The following is a 17,219-nucleotide window of genomic DNA, read 5'->3' as shown; positions in this document are numbered from 1 at the left end:
GCGAAGGGATATCGTGTATGCGAAAGACCTGGGCGCCTTGTCCAGGGCCGTTCCCGGGCTCAAGGCTGGGGACGCCACCACAGCCCTTTCAATCCCGCCTGCTCACACGCCTGCCGTGCCTCTTCGGTGTAGCAGTAGTAGAGCAGCTCGGGGATGGAGAACACGGGCGGGACGCCTCCCGGCGGAGGGCGGAGCACGAGTGGCTCTGCGTCCTCCTTGCCCAGGAGCTCTTCTCCGCACTGGTGGAAAGGCACGCCCTTCACGAGGGTGCGCTCCCGGTCGAGGCAGTCGGTCCGGTCCAGCACAGTGAAGGACTGGCCGGGTGGGACTGACAAAGACTGACTCAGGATGTGCTTCGCGGACCCGTCACGCGGTTGAAGAACACTCCCGTGTTGCCGATTCTCTCAATCCCTTCCTTGATCTCCTCGGAGACAATCAAGGCCAGTTCCCACCCCATGGGACGGAAGACACGCGCATCTTCAATTTTCGAAGTGTCGATACGCAGGCCCGAGATTGAGCGGTACTCGCCTACCCGCTCGGGTACGGCTCCGTCCGGTGGATAGACCTGGACCTCGCGACAGTTGGCTTCGTCAATACACATGAAGCGCCGGGTCGCGTTGACGACGTAGTACCGCTCCGGCGTCCCTTCAATGTCTACTGGGAACAACTGCACGTCGGCAGGCGCAAGTTCCCGGAAGACGTTCGCGACCTGCTCGTTCGCAATGGGCAAGCGGTCTGCATTGGCCACCGAAAAAGTACGCTTCACATCAACGTGAAAGGGGACTGTCTTGAGAGGTCCCGGGTCAGTCACTGTTTTCCCGTCCACAAACATCCACGGGTCATCCAGCGCGTCTCCATTCAGGTGGGTGGGGAGTTCCAGGCACCACTGGGGGACATCCCCAATCTCCACTGCGTAGAAGTCTAGCGCCATCTCAGCCTCCACCCACCACGACCAACCGCCTCAACTCCGTGCCAGTCGTAAGAAGCTCCCCTGCGATCCGCGCCAGTTCCTCAATCAGTCGGACCCGGCACGTCTCCTCTGACTTGCATCGCCCCAAAGCTTTCTCCAACCGATCGAGAACAGCCTGATGGTATTCACGTGGATGCGGCCCCTGATGGGCTTTCAGGCGCACCTGGTTCGGGACATCCTCCAGCTTCATCCCGGCCCGGGCAAAGAGCCTTGCACATTGCGGCGTCCATGGCCCTCCGGACACAGCGGAGACCAGATTCTTGTTCGTGCAGATGTGATGAACCGGCCCCTCGGCGTCGCCTGGAATCTGGCCGTTCGAATACATCGCGAGAGCAGCCGCCGCTCCAGGAGCCAACGCGACGTTGAGCACACCTGCGGCGGGCAGCGCGATGGATGTCACGCCACCGTTCAGGGCTGCCCCGAGTGAGAATCCCGCTTCGGCCTGCCCTCGGAGCGCGGCCTGGGGGAAGCCCGGGAGCTTGGGGCCCTGGGCCGCCATCGCGTTCTTCCCGCCAAGCGCCGCTGTGACGAGCAGCACCAGTACGCGCGTGCCGTTGGTCCCCAATACCCGCCCGAACCGGTGACCGATGTCCTGCAACTCAAGAGTGCTCGTCGCCGCTCCTGCGTCGTCCCAAAGCCGCACGAAGCCCTGGCCCATCTCCCAGACCGGTACGATGCCCAGGTAGGCGACCATGGCGGCCGTCAGCACCACGGCGATAGCCTTGGTGACAGGCTCCGGCAGCGTCAGGGTGAGAAGCAGGCTCAGCGCGGCCGACGTCACCATGGCCTTGAGTGCCGCCGGGTTCAGCAGCTTGCCAACCTCGGCCTCGACGCCTTCCCACACGCTGTCGAGCGCGAAGGACAAGGCCATGAGCGTCCGGTCCTTGCGTGAGAACGTCAGCCCCGTCCCGCCCAACAGGGCCAGACAGTCATCCGCCTCGGGGCAGAGGCGCGCGGACAAGGACTCAGGCGAACTCCGCGAGCCAGAGCCCGCGAGGCCCTTTGAGGAGGCAAGCAGCGTCCTGGATCGCTTCGTCTCACGGAAGGCCACGTCCATGCGCATGTCCAGGATGAGCTGCGTGAGGGCGGACGCGAACGCGTCCTCGCTCACCTGGACCGGGGCAACCTGCACCGGCTCGTGGACAACCCGGGGGCCACTGCCGGTATCGATATGGACAACGCGGCGGGTCGCACACCCCGTCGCGAGCAGCAACAACAGCGAGACGGCTCCGGCCAGCCTCATGGCACTCCCCAAGATCAGGAAGCGCGGCATCCTGACCTGGGGGCGCGACAACTTCAACGGACCGCATCAAGTGCGCGGTCCCGCTCAGTGCGTCAGGCCCTCCAGGGCCTTCGCCTGCGCGTCGATGAAGTGCCCGTAGGCCGAGTCCACCTGGTCTGAATAGGCCCAGGCGAACTCGGTGACGGCCTCATCGAAGTGGTTATTGCTGCCCAGGTATCCGGCGATGAGCGTGGCGTCGCCGGTGCGCGCGTGGGCGCGGGCCAGCGTCGCGCCACAGGCGTCCGCGTAGTCCAGGAACACGGGCGCATCCATCTTCTCTGCGTCGGGTCCTCGCGTGAGAACCTCCGCCCCATTCCGCTTGTAGGCGCGAGCAGCCTGCTGCGATTGGCTTCGACCGGGTCAGCTTCCGGGAGACACCATGAAACTTCTTCTCACGTCTGGCGGTTCATCTCCGGCCGGTCCGCTGACGGGATGTGCGAGCTGGGGTGGAAGTCCATGGGCGTGCTGGAGCTCACCACGCTGCCCAGGATGCGGGAGTCCGTGTTGCCGTCGCTGAGCAAGACGGTCTGGGTGGGATTGAGCGCCGGGAGCATGGTGATGACGCCCAGGATCGGCCCGTGCTTCGTCGAGTGGAAGCCGCCCACGGGGGGCCGTCGACTTCTCGATCTTCCCGCACCTGGACCACGAGCTGCTGCCGGAGAACACCCTGGCCGCCGTCGCTCCCCCCGGCCGCGCCGGGGGGAGCATGACGCCCCGAGGGGTGCTTAGTCGCAATAATGGACCAGCTGGCCGAGGTAGAAGATGCAGCGCCGCGAGGCCTCGTCATTGAGGGGGTTGGGGTCCTCCGGCGTGCTCTCCGACAGCGACGCGGTGACGGTGTAGTACTTGTTGGAGGAGTACTGCCTCAGGGGGACGTGGAAGAACCGGCTCCGCGTCTCCCCCGGCGCGATGTCGCTGAACGCGCAGGTGATGTCCCCGGAGCCCTTCGTGCAGTCCCCTGCCGTCGCGGACAACCCGGAGGGCAGCGCCGCGGTGGCGGTGACGGACTCGAGCTTCGCGGGGCCGTTGTTGGTCACGCGGACCTCGTAGAGCATGTAGGGATTGATCAGGGTCAGGACGCGCCGGGAGACGAGCTGCACGGAGGCGTCCGCTTCGGGCTCGGGCTCCGACGCGTCGGTCGTGTTGTGGAACACGGTGACGAGGTTCGCCGCCTCCCGTGCCACGACGAGGTCCGCCTTCCCGTCCCCGTCGAGGTCCGCGGCCGCGAGCGCGGAGATCGTGCCCTGGGTGTCGAGGAGGACGGCCTCGCCGAAGGAGCCATCGCCCTTGTTGACGAAGACGGCGGCGGCCATCGCGCTGTCTGGCGCGACGACCACGTCGAGCAGGCCGTCCCCGTCGAAGTCCGCGAGCGCGAGGGACTTCGCGTCGACGGAGGTCGTGAAGTTCTTGGCGCCTTCGAAGTTGCCGTTGCCGTCGCCCTTGAGGACGGACACGAAGTTCCTGCCCGCGACCACGGCATCCGCCTTGCCGTCACCGGTGACGTCGCCCAGGGCGACGCGGCGGGCGGCTGCGTGCGTGGGGTACTTCTTGAAGGGCGTGTAGTAGGAGCCGTTGCCCTTGCCGGACAGCAGGGTGACGGTGCCGTCCTCGTCGACGGTGACGATGTCATCATGGCCGTCGCCGGTGATTTCGCGCCCCGCGAGGCCCACCGGCGAGCCGCCCGTCGGGATGAGCATCCGGGTCTCGCCGTTCTCCAGGGGGAGCACGGTCATGACGCCGTCGCCGCCCCGGTGCCCCAGGCTGGCGAGGTCCGGGGTGTACTGCTCATCCAGCTCCACGATGACCAGCTCGCGCAGGTTGGTATTGGGATTGAAGAGGTTGACGAGCGGCGCGTCCGCCTTGACGCCCCCCTTGCCATCGCCGGGATAGATGGCGAGGGCGCCCTTGCCCACGACGGCGATGTCCGCGTGCCCATCCAGGTCGAAGTCGGTCCCGGCCGCGATGCCGGTGGGGGCTCCGAGCGCGGCACGCAGGGGGACGGTCACCGCTTCGGAGCTCGCTCCGTTCATGAGGATGGAGAGGGAGCGGTCCTTCGTGTTGGCGGTGAGGATGTCCGGGGTGCCGTCCTTGTCGAGGTCGGTGATGGCCAGATGGCGGGGACCCTCGCCGGTCTTGAAGTCGCCAACGGCCTTGAAGCTGACGGAGCCCGTGTCCGCGGCGAGCGCGGGCACGCAGAAGCCCAGCAGCCCCAGTGACAGCAGGGCCTGATGGAACGGGCGGGAGAGCAGCAGACGCTTGAAATGACGGTGTGACATGAGCACGTCCTTGCACGCAGTGAGAGGCCCCAACCGGGGCGGACTCAACATGGCGTGCGTGCTCATGGCGGACGGCTGACCTGGGGGGACCATCCCCCGGGACGGCGGTACAGGGTGTCAGTGCGTCAGCGCCTCCAGGGCCTTCGCCTGCGCGTCGATGAAGTGCCCGTAGTCCGAGTCCACCTGGTCTGAATAGGCGCAGGCGAACTCGGTGACGGCCTCGTCGAAGTGGTCATTGCTGCCCAGATAGCCGGCGATGAGCGCGGCGTCGCCGGTGCGCGCGTGGGCGCGGGCCAGCGTCGCGCCACAGGCGTCCGCGTAGTCCAGGAACACCGGCGCATCCATCTTCTCCGCGTCCAGCGAGCCCTTCATGTCGCGCAGCTGGCGCACGTAGAAGGCGCCCATGCCCTCCACCTCCGTCCAGCCGAGGAACAGGTCGGAGAAGGCCTGCATGCGCCGCTGGCCCACCACCACGCGCTCGCCCGCGCTGTGGAACTCGCTGGGGCCCAGGTAGGGCTCCAGCACGGAGGCCTTCGCCTCCTTGAGCTGCAACACCAACGGGTCCTCTCCGCCGTTGCCTTCACACAGCACGACGTAGGCCTGCAGCCCCACGCTGCCCACGCCCACGACCTTGAAGCCCCACTCCCTGCGCTGGTAGCGCAGGCACAAGTCCCTCACCGCGCCGTCCAGCGACTCCAGGTAGCCCACGGTGAGCCGCTTGATGCGCCGCTCCAGCTCCGCGGGCGACACGTCCATCTTCACCGCGCTGAGCGGGAACAACAGCGGCGGCTGGTAGGCCAGGTGCCGCTGGCCGTTGCGCTCCACGGTGAGCTTCTCCACCGCGTGCGCGCTGGTGTGGCGCTTCGCCTTCTCCACCGCCTCGGCGGCGAGCTTCGCGGTGTCGTCGGAGTCGGAGTGCTTCAGCTCCTTCGCGTCCACGTGGAGCGACCAGACCTCCAGCAGGCTCCGGGTCGTCAGCTCACGCATCGTGAGCCGGTAGGACTCCACGGCCTTGCGCGCGGCCTTCTTGCCGCAGCGGGCGCCCAGGCCGTTCTGCTTCGCGGCCACGACGAAGCTCGCGGCCAGGCGCTTCACGTCCCACTCGAAGGGGCCGGGCAGCGTCTCGTCGAAGTCGTTGAGGTCGAAGATGAGGTTGCGCTCGGGCGTGCCGAAGAGGCCGAAGTTGGCCAGGTGCGCGTCGCCGCAAATCTGACTGCGCAGGCCGCTGTGCGGCGTGTGGGCCAGGTCGCGCGCCATGACGAAGGGCGTGCCGCGCAGGAAGGCGAACGGGGACTCCGACATGCGCTCATGGCGCACGGGCACCAGCCACGGCAGCCGCGTGGCGTCGGACTCCTTGAGCTGCGCGATCGGGTCGCGCCCCCGGAAGGGCTTCCACCTGGCGTGGCTGCTCCGGGGACAGCGCTTGCGAAAGGCGCGGCCCGCGTCCATGCGCTCCTCCACGGAGCGGAAGTCCACGGCCTGCAGCCGTGAGGGCTTCAGCTTCCGGGGCGTGCGCCGCGTGCGCTGCTGTTTCTGGTTGGATACGAGGGGAACCTTCGCGGCTCCCAGCTCGGAAGTACCTTCCGCATCCATGGGGTGTGTGACTCCTCACCTCCAAAGCTGGATACGTCCCCCCGGAACCGGAAGCGTCCAGGTCCGGAATGTCCTCGGCCCCGGGAACATGGACGGATGCAGTGTTCACCCGTGAGCGCGCTTCAGGCCGCGGCCAGCAGGTCCCGGAGGATGTCCCGTGCGCGCGTCCACAGCAGTGAGCCGCCCTCGTCCGGCAGGAAGTGGCGGACCGCGCGGGGAAAGCGCGTGGCGAGCAGCGCGCCTCCATCCGGCGAGTGCACCGGGCTGGTGTCTCGCCCGCCGTACCAGAGCCGCACGGACACGGTGATGGCTTCGGGTGGGACGGGCCACCGGCCCATGGCCAGGGTGAGGTCGCGCGCGTAGCCGCTGGCGCCTTGCGCGAAGCCCTCGCGCAGCGCCTGGCGATACGCGGACGCGAAGGCGGGCTCGCGGTAGCGGGCGCGGTCCTCCGGGCCGCTCATGCCGTCGACGAGCGCCCACATGCCGTCCGCGTCCGCGCGCGCCGCGAAGCCGGCCTCGAAGCCCGCGCGGTCCGCCTCGATGGCGGCGACCATGCCCGCGACCTCCGGAGGGAGCAGGGCCCGGGTCGTGGGGTGGGCGAGCTCGTCCTGGCCCGCGACGAGCGCCATCGCGGACACCCGTCCGGCGCCCGCAAGGGCCACCGCGAACGGAGCGCCCTGGGAGAAGCCCACCACGGCGGGCCGCGACAGGCCCGTGGCCTCCAGCACCGCCGCGACGTCCGCCGTCCAGCGGGAGAAGTCCTTGAGCGGGTCCGGCTGGGAGAGGCCCAGCCCCGCCCGGTCCACGCAGAGCAGCCGCACGCCCAGCTCGCGCACCGCCTCCGCGCCAAAGCCCAGCGAACTGCTCGTCGCCGCGCCGGAGCAGAAGAGGACCGGCACACCGTCGGGCGCACCCCACTCCGTCCACCCCACGCGTCGTCCGTGCTTACGCTCCAGGTGATGACTGCGCTCCGGTGCCGTCAGGACAAGCGTCATGGGCGCAAGCCTGGGAAACACCGGGCATGGCGTCCAGCGGATTCCCGCGGCGTGAGCGGGATGCCGCCCTTCGGGCGCAGGGTGATGGCGGGGAGGACCTCCGGCGCGGGCCCTGGCGCTGCTTCGAACTGGAAGCGCTGGAGCACCGTGGCCAGCACCAGGCGGATGACCATCAGCGCGGAGCCCGCGCCGATGCAGAGCCGGGGGCCGCCTCCGAAGGGACAGTACGCGAAGCGTGGGATGCGGCGCTCCAGCCCGTCCGCCCAGCGCTCGGGACGAAAGGCCTCTGGCTCCGGGAAGTGACTCGCGTTCCGGTGCAGCGCCCACTGGGACCACGCGACCACCGTTCCGGCGGGGACCTGCACTCCGTCCATCCGGTCGTCTGCTTCCGCCACCCGGCTCATGCCCCACGCGGGCGGATACAGACGCAGCGACTCCTTCACCACCTGCTCGCAGTACGGCAGTGAAGGCAGGTCCGCCACCGTGGGCTCGCGGCCTCCCAGCACCGTGGCCAGCTCCCGCCGCAGCGTGGCCTGCGCTTCGGGATGGCGCGCCAGCAACCACAGGCTGAGCGCCAGCGCGGCGGCGGTCGTCTCATGCCCGGCGATCATCAATGTCAGACATTCGTCGCGCAGCTGCGCGTCCGTCAGGGGCTCGCCGTCCCCGGCCTGTGCCTCCAGCATCAGGCCCAGCAGGTCGTCTCCGGAACCTCCCTGCTTCCTCCGGCGCTCCACCACGTCGTCCACGACGGCGTGCAGGGCGCCGAGGCCGGCCCTGAACCGCCGCTGGCCCGGCGTGGGCACCCAGGCGGGCAGCGGGATGGGCGTGTCGAAGAGGTGCTGGGCGTGCAGCATCACCGCCTCCATCGCCCGTCCCAGCTCCCGCGCCTGCGCGGAGAGGTCCGCGCCGAAGAGCGTCTCCGCCACCACGTCCAACGTCAGCGCCATCATCTCCGGGTACGCGTCGAAGGACGCGCCCTCCCGCCGTGACGCCATCCAGGTGTTCGCGGCCTTCACCGCCACGCTCCCGTGCGCGGCCAGCAGGTTCTTGTGGAAGGCCGGCTGCATCATCCGCCGCCGCCGCATCCAGAAGTCGCCGTGGCTGGTGAACAGGCCGTGGCCCACCACCGCCTCCAACGCGCGCCGCTGGAAGGCGTCCTTCGGGTAGTTGCGGAAGTTCTTCACCAACACGTGCTCGATGGCCTCGGACGTGTTGAGCAGGTAGATGGACGTCCCCACGAAGCGGGTCCGCACCACCGCGCCCCGGTCCGCGTAGCGCAGGAAGAAACCCAGCGGATCCTTCCGGTACTCCAGCCCCTGGCCCACCCACGGCAGCCCCGCGGGAAGCGGGGGTGGAAGGACCGCGGAGTCGGAAGGGGCAGCGTGCATGCGGCGAGTGTACCCAAACCCTTCCACTGGGACCGTGACACCTCCCGTCCCCCGGCTTCGTGCCAGGGGACGGGGGCGTGTGGCTTCACCAGAGCTGGAAGAGCTTCTTGTCCGTGCCGTCACCGAAGTTGTTGTAGAGGACGGCGTCCGCCCAGCGCGTGACGTCGAGCAGGAGCGCGCCCCACTCCGCGACCGCGGAGCCCGCGAGGATGAGCGCCTTGTCGGATTCACCCGGGATGAGGCCCGCGACGCCTTCGCCCGTCATGCCGCCGAAGCCCAGGACGTTGGCGCCGAACTTCTCCGAGTCCCAGAGCTTGGAGTGGTAGGGCACGGAGGCGGGGATCTCCCCATCCAGCTCCAGGATGTAGCTGACGACCGACAGCACCAGGCTCACGAGCCCCATGAACGTGAGCAACGTGTTGTCCGTCACCTCCAGGGCCTTCGCCAGCCCCCGGGCCTCCACGTCCGCGCCGCGCGTCCAGCTCGCCAGGCACACGAGGCCGGTGACCACGGCCTCCAGGGAGTAGAGCGCCCAGACCATCCGGTCCAACTGCTGCGAGGGCACGTCCTCGTCGAAGGGGAAGCTCCCCGCCACCCCCGTCCAGGTGGAGACGGTCTGCCCGGTGGAGAACCACCGCTGCGCGACCTCGCTCTTCGTGAGCTGCCCGCCCGAAAAGAAGAGCGTGTAGAAGAACGAGGAGACAATCGACAGCGCGCCGCCAATGACCGAGTAGTTGTGGGCGGAGTCTCCAATGACGTTGTTCCCCTGGTCGTCCTTCGACTCGGGCAGCGCCACCAGCGACGTCGTCCGCCAGGGCGTCATCACCCGCATGAAGCTGGACGGCTGCTGCTCGGGGACGGGCGCCTTCCCCGTCAGCAGCTTGAAGACAATCGTGACGGGAATGGCCGCGAGCAGGCTGAGGGCGCCCAGCATCGTCAGCGAGTCCTCGCCCGTGAGCTTCTTGTACAGCCAGCTCAGGACCGGGATGTTGAACGGGCGCAGGAGCACGTCATCCAGGATGGCCTGGCTCACGTCCGCGATGACCTCGCACAGGCCCACCAGCAGGTCCCTGGCGGCGGCGAGCAGCGTCTTCGCGGCCTCCCCCGCCAGCAGTTGGACGAGGGAGTGCAGGCTGACGGTGCCCTGCTGCACCATCGTCTGGAGCCCCTGGCACAGCTCCTTCACGGAGTCCGCGACGTCCGACAGGATGTTCCCCACCGTCTGGAGGAAGTCGGTGACGGCCTGGGCCACCGGCGCGCCGGAGTCCTCGGCCGTGCTGTCGCCGACGCCGCCGTGGGACACCTGGTAGGTGGAGAAGGTCGCGCCGGGGCTGGTGGTGAGGCAATCCGTGGCGGACTTCTGCTCCGGCGTCTGCTCGGACTGCGTCTGCGTCACCACCTGCTGCGTCGTCACGTCCGGCAGGCCCAGCGCCTGCTTGCAGACGTCGTCCCACTTCGCGATGAGCCCGTTGAAGTACTCCGTGATGGAGGACTCCATGCCCTGCATGCGACCCGCGAGCGCCAGGACGACGTCCTTCGTCATCGCCTCCATCACGCGCTGGGTGGCCAGGATGTCGTCCCACGCGAACAGGAAGCCCAGGAACGCGATGATGTCTTCAATCAGCACCACCAGCTGCTGGAACAGCCAGCTGATGAGCTGGAGCGCCTCCTTGATGGTGCGCACGACGAACGTCACCACCTGCTCGCCAATCTTCACGAAGAACTGGAGCAGCGTCTTCGTGCCGCTGACGATGGGCTGGAGGACGTACTCGTAGACGGCGCCCGCGGCGCTCTTGAGCGCCTGGAGCACGTCGCCCGCCGCCGTCTCGATGGCGTTCGTCACGTTGCCCAGCACCTTGAAGGACGTCTGGGTCCTGGCCATCGCCGTGGGCGCCGGAGCGGGGGCCGTGTCCAGGGGCGCCGACGAGCCATCCGCGGGCAGGCTGTCCATGTTGTCCATCAGTTGTTGGAGCGACGCCTGCACCTGCGCCACCAGGTCCGGGTCCGCGCCGGGGGGCACCACGGGCGTGCCGTCCGGCTTCTTCCACTGGGACAGGTCCTGGCCCTTGAGCTTCGCGGCCAGGTTCGCGCGCAGCTCCGCGCTGGGATCCGCCGTCACGTCCTGCGCGAGGAACGGCGCGCTGAAGCGGAACACGGGCGTGCCCACGTCGGACACCTTATTGATGAGCGTCACCGTGCCGGCGGCGTCCGTCTTCACCTCCACGCGCGTGCTGGAGTCCAGGTCCGTCCAGTAGCCGTTCACCATCACGCGGGACCACTCGGAGGCGTTCACCTGCACCGTCTGGCCCACGACGGGCTTGCCCTGCGCGTCCGTGAAGCGCACCACCGTGGTGTAGCTGGGGAACTCCTGCCCGTTGGCCTGCGTGGGCAGCACCATGTCCGTGTTCTGCCAGGTGGTGGTGTCCGGGTCCTGCCACAGGTACGTGATGAGGCTGTTGTCCGTGGAGGCCACGAACAGCTCCCCCGTGGCGCGCTTCTGGTTGCGGCGCGGGGCCAGCCGGGCCACGTGCTCGCGCTGCTGGAGCGGCGCGGACCAGCCGGCCGTGGCGCCCACCGCGTTGTTCAGGGAGAACAGCCGCTGGCTGCCGTCCACCGCCCACACGCTGACGCGCTGGGAGTCCTGCTGCGCCAGCACCGTGGTGACGCCGGACAGCACGTCCGCGGACGCGATGGCCAGCGCGGTGCTCTTCGCGTTCTTCAGGCCCGTGGAGGGGAACCACGACAGCCCGTCACCGCCCACGTACAGCGCGCTCAGGCCCTGGTTCTGGCGGTCCTCCAGCGCCCACAGGCAGCGCGCTCCGGACGGCGCCGTCACCGACAGCGAATGCGTGGTGTTGGTGGACGGGTCCAGGAGGCTGGTGAAGGTGAGGCACCGCTTGCCGGTGTTGTCGTCGTACAGCGACCAGGTGCCCCGGTAGGAGATGCCGGTGATGGACGCGCGGGCCACCACCACGTCGTGCAGCGTCGCCATGTCCTTGGGCGGCGCCCAGTTCACCCACGCGCTGGCCGTGCTGCTCGTGGACGCGTCCACGAAGTAGCGGCCGGTGGTGCCGTTCGTGTTCTTCACCTCCGCCACCAGCAGCGGCGCCTCGCTGGCGCTGACGAAGTCGCCCAGCAACAGCCGCTGCACGGGCATGCCGGCGGGGGCTCCGTTGCGCTGGACCCACGCGGTGTTGAGCGTGCTCCACGGGCCGCCGTCCGGCGTGGGCGTGAGGGCGGGGGAGACGAACACGCGGCTGCCGCCCGCGCCGTCATCCATCGCCACGGCGATGATGACCTGGCCCGAGGGGGCCTGGACCACCGCGTAGCCCTGCACGTCGTGGTTCGCGTCCGGGCTGAGCTCGACCTGGCGCCAGCCGGTCGTCACGGTGGTGTCGCGCAACATCACCCACAGCGTCTTGCGCGCGGTGTTCGCGGCGGACGCGCCCACGCTGAACAGCAGCGGCGAGCCGCCGGTGTCCTCCGCGGAGGCGAGGGGATAGGCCGCGTCCACGGAGGTGGCGGCCAGGTAGTTGTACATCAGGCTGGAGGAAACGGTCGCCGAGCCCGTCTGGGAAGTCTGGGACATGGATGGGGTCCTGGGATGTCTTTGGGAGGGAGGGGTGCTTCAGCCGGGGAACGTCACGTCCACCTGGGCGGCGCCCTCGGTGTTGAAGACGAACTGGCTGTAGGAGCGCGCGACGCCCGTGGGCAGCACGACGCAGTCCTCGACATCCAGCGACATGGAGGCGTTGTCGCGGAAGGTGTTGGCCAGGTCGCTGGCGAACTTCTGCGCCTGGTCCGTGATGGCGTCCTGCGGCGACGTGGAGGACCAGTTGAACAGCTTGTCCAACGCGTTGAAGACCCAGCCATCCAGCGTCTTGTCCACGGTCGGCGCCGGGGCCTTGCCCAGGACGATGTCCACGGACGTCACCAGCTTGCCGCCGTCACCCGCGGACAGGGTGATGGTGCCCGTCCAGGGCTGCACGTAGGTGGCCTTCCCCAGGACGTCCTTCATGCCCAGGCCGATGAAGTCGAGCGGATACTGGCTGACCTCGATGTTCACCTGGAACTGGCCGCTCATGGCGAGCGTGCAGCGGTCGGTCTGGGTGAGGTTGGGCTGGGTGGTGAAGACGATGGCCTCCGTGCCGGCCACGTACTGGTCGAAACCGTTGTTCACCTGGACGAACTCACCGCGCCCGTCGTTCTTGCTGGAGTTGTCGCGCGTGCCGATGCACTCGTACATGAGCGGCGCCAGCCGCATGATGCTGCCGGGGATGCCGGAGGCCTTCAGGATGGCGGGCAGCACGGTGGGCTTCAGGTAGCCCTCGCCCAGCGTGTCCTGGCTGAGGAACAGCCGCGCGCGGGCCTCCGCCGGGCTGCCGTCCGGGTTGGTGGTGGAGGCCAGCGGCGCGGTGAAGCCGAAGCGCGAGCTCCAGCTGGGCTCCTTCCGGCCCCGGCTCATCATGCACACGTTGAGCGTGCTGAAGTTCCCGTTGGCGCTGTAGCGGGTGGTGCGCTCCTTCGCGAGCGTGGGGACGATGCTCGCGGGGCTGCCCGGCGCCTGCGTCGTGTACGCCACGTCCATGTGGCCCACGCCGGCCAGCGTGGCCTGGAGCGCGCTCTGCGCGGCCTGGCTGAGCGCCACGGGCTGGTTGCTCGCGTTCACCACCTGGAGCGAGCGGAACAGCGACGGGTTGGCCAGGTCCAGGAAGAGGCGGTAGACGGAGTAGTTGAGCGACTGGAGGCCCTGGATGTGCTGCTTCGCCTCCGACGTGGCGGCCAGCGTGCTGGGGTCCGTCACCTGCGCCTGCGACAGGTCCAGCGACACGATGACCGTCGTGCCCGACAGGGACTGCGTCTTCGTCGCGCCGGACTCCACGTACTGGAGGGTCGCGGTGGTGAAGGCCAGGTGCACGTCCAGGTGGGTCGTCTGGTCGTCGGGGACCGACACGGTCGGGTCGCCCATGGCCGTCACGGTGAGCTGCGCGCCGCCGCTGGCGGCCTGCGTGAAGGAGGACGGGATGAGCTGGTAGTAGCGCAGCGCGTGCAGTTGCTTGTTGATGAGCCCCACGGTCAGCGCCCACACCAGGTCCCACTCGTGCGGCGCGCGCGGCTTGAAGTCCACCCGGTAGGTGGTCGCGTGGTGGTCCCCGCTCGTGTCCGTCTGGGTGATGACCACCGGCGCGAGGCCGGAGTCCGTGGTGGCGGTATAGGACTCGTGGTGCTGCGCGCCGCTGGAGTAGTTCCAGTAGAAGGAGAGCGGCACCTGCTCGTTCCCCGTCTCCAGCTTGTACGTCACCGTGCCTTCAGGACCCGGGGAGATGGAGTTGTTCTGCTCGACCTTGAAGGTCGTGCTGGAGCCCGCAGCGATGCTGCTCGCGGGCGCGCTGCCGCTGAGCGAGCCGTCCTTGTAGTCGGGTCCGCCAAGGTTATCGATGGGGCAGCCGGAGTTGTTCTGGATGGTGAGGGACGTCGAGATCGTCATGGCAGGACCTGGCGGGTGAGGGGCATGCGCCGTGAAACACAACCTGTTTCACGGACACGCTCTCTCCAGCTGCAAGGCCAGGACCAGACCGCAACCTCGCGTGATCACGTCCACCGCCCACGCGCGCTCGCGAAGCTGCGTGCCGCGCGGACGCAGCTGCGTCGCTTCGCGCGCTACCGCTCTTCGCCCAGAACCGGACGGAGCTGCCCGCTGTTGATGGCAAGGGACAGCTCGCGCTCCATCGCCTCGACCTCCTCGCGCGGGCCGGCGCCGAGGGCCTGGTGGAAGCGCCGCTGATCATCGTCCGTCCAGCGGCCTCGCGCGATGGCGTCATCCAGGACCTGCTGCCCCTGGCGGGAGGCCTCCCATTGTCCGGGCGTGGGGGCTGGACGCGCGGGCTCCGCGGGCTGCGCGGGAGGCGCCGCCACGGGCTCCCTCGCCGCGAGCACGGCGAGCTGTTCGCGGATGAGCCGCAGCTCCTCGCGGGAGTCCTGCGTCCACGTCACCCCGGAGGTGGGGGCGGGACAGGGCTGCGCGAGCCCGCGAAGCTGGCGGGTCTGCGCGTCGAGCATCCGCTCCACGCGGGATTCCAGGGTGGCGAAGGTCAGCGCCACGCCCCCGGTGATGCCGAGCGCGATGCCCGGGACCTGTGACAACAGTGTCTGGAGGAAGGTCTTCATCGAGAGGCTCCGGGGGCGCGGCGCAAGCGGCGGGACTACGGCGCCTTCGGCTCCAGGTGCGAGCCCTTGAGCACGTCGATGGACTGACAGACGCCGCTCGTGTCCCAGGTGAAATAGATGAAGGACGCGTCGCCCGCGGACTGCGCGCTGCGCACGTGCGCGGGCAGGGTGGAGAAGCAGGTCGCGGACACGCTCGCCGCGGACACGGCGAAGCACCGCACGGACTCATTGCCCGCCGAGTCCGCGGACGTGCGGCAGTAGATGCGCTGGACGGTGTCGGAGCTGTTGCGCGCCGTGCCCTGCGCCCCTTCCGCGTAACGGAGGGAGGTGTTCACGTTCACGTTGAACGCCGACTTCGACCCTGCGTACGCCACGGGTACGGCCAGCAGCACCAGCGCGACGGACGTTCCCAACGCCTGCGTGAAACGCTTCATGGTGTGGACTCCCCTTCAGTGGAAAAGCTGATGGGGTTACGCCCGCCGCGCTGATTATTCCCGGGCATCTTCCGCAAGGGCGTCCTTCCCACCTCCGCGGACCCGCCCCTATCGTCCCGGGACATCCCCTTCTCAGGAGCGTCCGCATGGGCAGCTATCGGGACTTCTACCGCCGCTCCATCGAAGCGCCGGACGCGTTCTGGGAGGAGCAGGCCCGGCTCATCGACTGGGAGCGGCCGTTCGACGCCGTGCTGGACGCCTCCCGGCCGCCCTTCGCGCGCTGGTTCGTCGGCGGGCGCACCAACCTGTGCCACAACGCGGTGGACCGGCACCTGGCCACCCGGGCGGACCAGCCGGCGCTCGTCTTCGAGTCCACCGAGACGGACCAGCGCCGCCAGTACACCTACGCGCAGCTGCACGCGGAGGTGAACCGGACGGCGGCCATGCTGCGCTCGCTGGGCGTCAAGCGCGGGGACCGCGTCATCGTCTACATGCCCATGGTGCCGGAGGCCGTCTTCGCGCTGCTCGCCTGCACGCGGCTGGGGGCCATCCACTCGGTGGTGTTCGGCGGCTTCGCGGCGCACAGCCTGGCCCTGCGCATCGACGACGCGAAGCCCGTCCTGCTGGTGACGGCGGACGCGGGCATGCGCGCGGGCCGCGTCGTCCCCTACAAGCCGCTGGTGGACGAGGCCCTCTCGCTCGCGAAGCACCCGCCCGCGCGCGTGCTGGTGCTGGACCGGGGGCTCGTTCCCCACAGCCCCGTCACGCCGGAGCGCGACGTGGACTTCGCCACGCTGGGCCGCGAGCACGAAGGGGCGCGGGTTCCGGTGGAGTGGCTGGAGTCATCGGAGCCCAGCTACATCCTCTACACGTCCGGCACCACCGGGAAGCCCAAGGGCGTGCAGCGCGACACGGGCGGCTACGCGGTGGCGCTGGCCGCGTCCATGCGCCACATCTACACGGGCCAGCCCGGCGAGGTGATGTTCACCGCCTCCGACATCGGCTGGGTGGTGGGCCACTCGTACATCGTCTATGGCCCGCTGCTGAACGGCATGACGACGGTGCTCTACGAAGGCCTGCCCATCCGGCCGGATGCCGCCGTCTGGTGGCGGCTCATCGAGCAGTACCGGGTGAGCGTGATGTTCACGTCTCCCACCGCCATCCGCATCCTGAAGAAGCAGGACGCGGCGTTCCTGAAGCGCCACGACACGTCCAGCCTGCGCTACCTGTTCCTCGCCGGTGAGCCGCTGGACGCGCCCACGCACGCGTGGATTTCAGACGCGCTGCCGTCCACGCAGGTGCTGGACAACTACTGGCAGACGGAGACGGGCTGGCCCATCCTCGGGCCCGTCCCCGGGGTGGAGCCGCGCAAGCGCAAGCTGGGCTCACCGGGCGCGGCCATCTACGGCTACCGCGTGAAGCTGGTGGACGGGCTGAGCGGCGAAGAGGTGACGGCGGCGGACCAGAAGGGCGTGCTGGTGATTCAACCGCCGCTGCCGCCGGGCTGTCTGTCCACGGTGTGGGGCGACGACGCGAGATTCGTCTCCACGTACTTCTCCAGCTTCGACACGCCCCTCTACAACACGTTCGACTGGGCCACGCGCGACGCGGACGGGGACTACTTCATCCTGGGCCGCACCGACGACGTCATCAACGTGGCGGGCCACCGGCTGGGCACGCGTGAGATTGAAGAGGCCATCAGCGGCCACCCGGCCATCGCGGAGGTGGCGGTGGTGGGCGTGAAGGATGAGCTCAAGGGCCAGGTGGTGATGGCCTTCGCCGTGCCCAGGGACCCCGCGCGCCTGCACCGCGAGGAGGACCGGGACGCCCTCTCACGCGAGGTGATGGACACGGTGGGCCGGACGCTGGGCGCCGTGGCCCGCCCCGCGGCGGTGTACGTGGTGGCGAACCTGCCGAAGACGCGCTCCGGGAAGCTGCTCCGCCGGAGCATCCAGGCGGTGGCGGAGGCCCGCGAGCCGGGCGACCTCACCACCATCGAGGACCCGGGCGCGCTGGAAGGCATCCAGGCCGCGCTCAAGGCGCGGCCCCCGAAGGCTTGAAGCGGAAGGAAAAGCCCGGCGCGGCCCCCAGGGCCGTGGAGGCCGCGCCGGCG

General features: G+C 69.1%; 13 protein-coding genes and 1 pseudogene. 1 reads left to right on the top strand and 13 read right to left on the bottom strand.

The window, feature by feature from the left end:
• Positions 1 to 59: 59 nt before the first annotated feature.
• The 13 genes and pseudogenes from JYJ93_RS38800 to JYJ93_RS38740 all read right to left on the bottom strand — a co-directional run bounded on the left by JYJ93_RS38800 (position 60) and on the right by JYJ93_RS38740 (position 15,106).
• Positions 60 to 263 carry a hypothetical protein gene (locus tag JYJ93_RS38800; RefSeq protein ID WP_269012967.1) on the bottom strand — a complete coding sequence of 68 codons (204 nt, stop codon included), beginning with the start codon at positions 261 to 263 and terminating at the stop codon, positions 60 to 62.
• Between the two features lie 80 nt (positions 264 to 343).
• Positions 344 to 931, bottom strand: a complete 588-nt coding sequence (locus JYJ93_RS38795) for a DUF1629 domain-containing protein (protein WP_206799824.1) — start codon at positions 929 to 931, stop codon at positions 344 to 346.
• Between the two features lies 1 nt (position 932).
• A complete protein-coding gene (locus JYJ93_RS38790) occupies positions 933 to 2,213 on the bottom strand; it encodes an AHH domain-containing protein (RefSeq protein WP_206799823.1) in 1,281 nt (426 codons plus the stop codon).
• An 84-nt stretch (positions 2,214 to 2,297) separates the two neighbouring features.
• Positions 2,298 to 2,528: pseudogene (locus JYJ93_RS38785) on the bottom strand (DUF2252 family protein); the annotation flags it as partial.
• Between the two features lie 116 nt (positions 2,529 to 2,644).
• Entirely contained in the window at positions 2,645 to 2,857 is a 213-nt protein-coding gene (locus JYJ93_RS38780) for a hypothetical protein (protein WP_206799820.1), read from the bottom strand.
• A gap of 120 nt (positions 2,858 to 2,977) precedes the next feature.
• A complete protein-coding gene (locus JYJ93_RS38775; RefSeq protein WP_206799818.1) occupies positions 2,978 to 4,528 on the bottom strand; it encodes an FG-GAP-like repeat-containing protein in 1,551 nt (516 codons plus the stop codon).
• A 117-nt stretch (positions 4,529 to 4,645) separates the two neighbouring features.
• Positions 4,646 to 6,121 (bottom strand): DUF2252 domain-containing protein, encoded by a 1,476-nt coding sequence (locus tag JYJ93_RS38770; RefSeq protein WP_206799815.1) that lies wholly within the window; start codon positions 6,119 to 6,121, stop codon positions 4,646 to 4,648.
• Between the two features lie 122 nt (positions 6,122 to 6,243).
• Positions 6,244 to 7,116 carry an alpha/beta hydrolase gene (locus JYJ93_RS38765; protein ID WP_206799813.1) on the bottom strand — a complete coding sequence of 291 codons (873 nt, stop codon included), beginning with the start codon at positions 7,114 to 7,116 and terminating at the stop codon, positions 6,244 to 6,246.
• Positions 7,113 to 8,504 (bottom strand): cytochrome P450, encoded by a 1,392-nt coding sequence (locus JYJ93_RS38760; RefSeq protein WP_206799811.1) that lies wholly within the window; start codon positions 8,502 to 8,504, stop codon positions 7,113 to 7,115. The genes JYJ93_RS38765 and JYJ93_RS38760 overlap by 4 nt, the downstream gene beginning before the upstream one ends.
• 85 nt (positions 8,505 to 8,589) lie before the next feature.
• Complete coding sequence (locus tag JYJ93_RS38755; RefSeq protein WP_206799809.1) at positions 8,590 to 12,093, bottom strand: hypothetical protein; 3,504 nt, start codon at positions 12,091 to 12,093, stop codon at positions 8,590 to 8,592.
• Positions 12,094 to 12,132: 39 nt separating this feature from the next.
• Positions 12,133 to 13,992 carry a hypothetical protein gene (locus JYJ93_RS38750; RefSeq protein ID WP_206799807.1) on the bottom strand — a complete coding sequence of 620 codons (1,860 nt, stop codon included), beginning with the start codon at positions 13,990 to 13,992 and terminating at the stop codon, positions 12,133 to 12,135.
• 173 nt (positions 13,993 to 14,165) lie between these two features.
• A complete protein-coding gene (locus JYJ93_RS38745) occupies positions 14,166 to 14,672 on the bottom strand; it encodes a hypothetical protein (RefSeq protein ID WP_206799805.1) in 507 nt (168 codons plus the stop codon).
• Between the two features lie 35 nt (positions 14,673 to 14,707).
• Positions 14,708 to 15,106 carry a hypothetical protein gene (locus JYJ93_RS38740; protein WP_206799803.1) on the bottom strand — a complete coding sequence of 133 codons (399 nt, stop codon included), beginning with the start codon at positions 15,104 to 15,106 and terminating at the stop codon, positions 14,708 to 14,710.
• A gap of 146 nt (positions 15,107 to 15,252) precedes the next feature.
• On the opposite strand from JYJ93_RS38740, the gene JYJ93_RS38735 reads away from it, so the two are divergent.
• A complete protein-coding gene (locus JYJ93_RS38735) occupies positions 15,253 to 17,166 on the top strand; it encodes a propionate--CoA ligase (protein ID WP_206799802.1) in 1,914 nt (637 codons plus the stop codon).
• Positions 17,167 to 17,219: the final 53 nt, after the last annotated feature.

It is taken from the genome of Corallococcus sp. NCSPR001 (assembly GCF_017309135.1).
Classification (GTDB): Bacteria; Myxococcota; Myxococcia; order Myxococcales; family Myxococcaceae; genus Corallococcus.
This window is presented reverse-complemented; position numbering and strand designations above follow the sequence as displayed.

Bases quoted from the DNA above. Each gene is read 5' to 3' on its own strand.
- JYJ93_RS38740 (WP_206799803.1), bottom strand. From the start codon at position 15,106: ATGAAGCGTTTCACGCAGGCGTTGGGAACGTCCGTCGCGCTGGTGCTG.
- JYJ93_RS38745 (WP_206799805.1), bottom strand. From the start codon at position 14,672: ATGAAGACCTTCCTCCAGACACTGTTGTCACAGGTCCCGGGCATCGCG.
- JYJ93_RS38790 (WP_206799823.1), bottom strand. From the start codon at position 2,213: ATGAGGCTGGCCGGAGCCGTCTCGCTGTTGTTGCTGCTCGCGACGGGG.
- JYJ93_RS38750 (WP_206799807.1), bottom strand. From the start codon at position 13,992: ATGACGATCTCGACGTCCCTCACCATCCAGAACAACTCCGGCTGCCCC.
- JYJ93_RS38735 (WP_206799802.1), top strand. From the start codon at position 15,253: ATGGGCAGCTATCGGGACTTCTACCGCCGCTCCATCGAAGCGCCGGAC.
- JYJ93_RS38770 (WP_206799815.1), bottom strand. From the start codon at position 6,121: ATGGATGCGGAAGGTACTTCCGAGCTGGGAGCCGCGAAGGTTCCCCTC.
- JYJ93_RS38765 (WP_206799813.1), bottom strand. From the start codon at position 7,116: ATGACGCTTGTCCTGACGGCACCGGAGCGCAGTCATCACCTGGAGCGT.
- JYJ93_RS38760 (WP_206799811.1), bottom strand. From the start codon at position 8,504: ATGCACGCTGCCCCTTCCGACTCCGCGGTCCTTCCACCCCCGCTTCCC.
- JYJ93_RS38795 (WP_206799824.1), bottom strand. From the start codon at position 931: ATGGCGCTAGACTTCTACGCAGTGGAGATTGGGGATGTCCCCCAGTGG.
- JYJ93_RS38775 (WP_206799818.1), bottom strand. From the start codon at position 4,528: ATGTCACACCGTCATTTCAAGCGTCTGCTGCTCTCCCGCCCGTTCCAT.
- JYJ93_RS38755 (WP_206799809.1), bottom strand. From the start codon at position 12,093: ATGTCCCAGACTTCCCAGACGGGCTCGGCGACCGTTTCCTCCAGCCTG.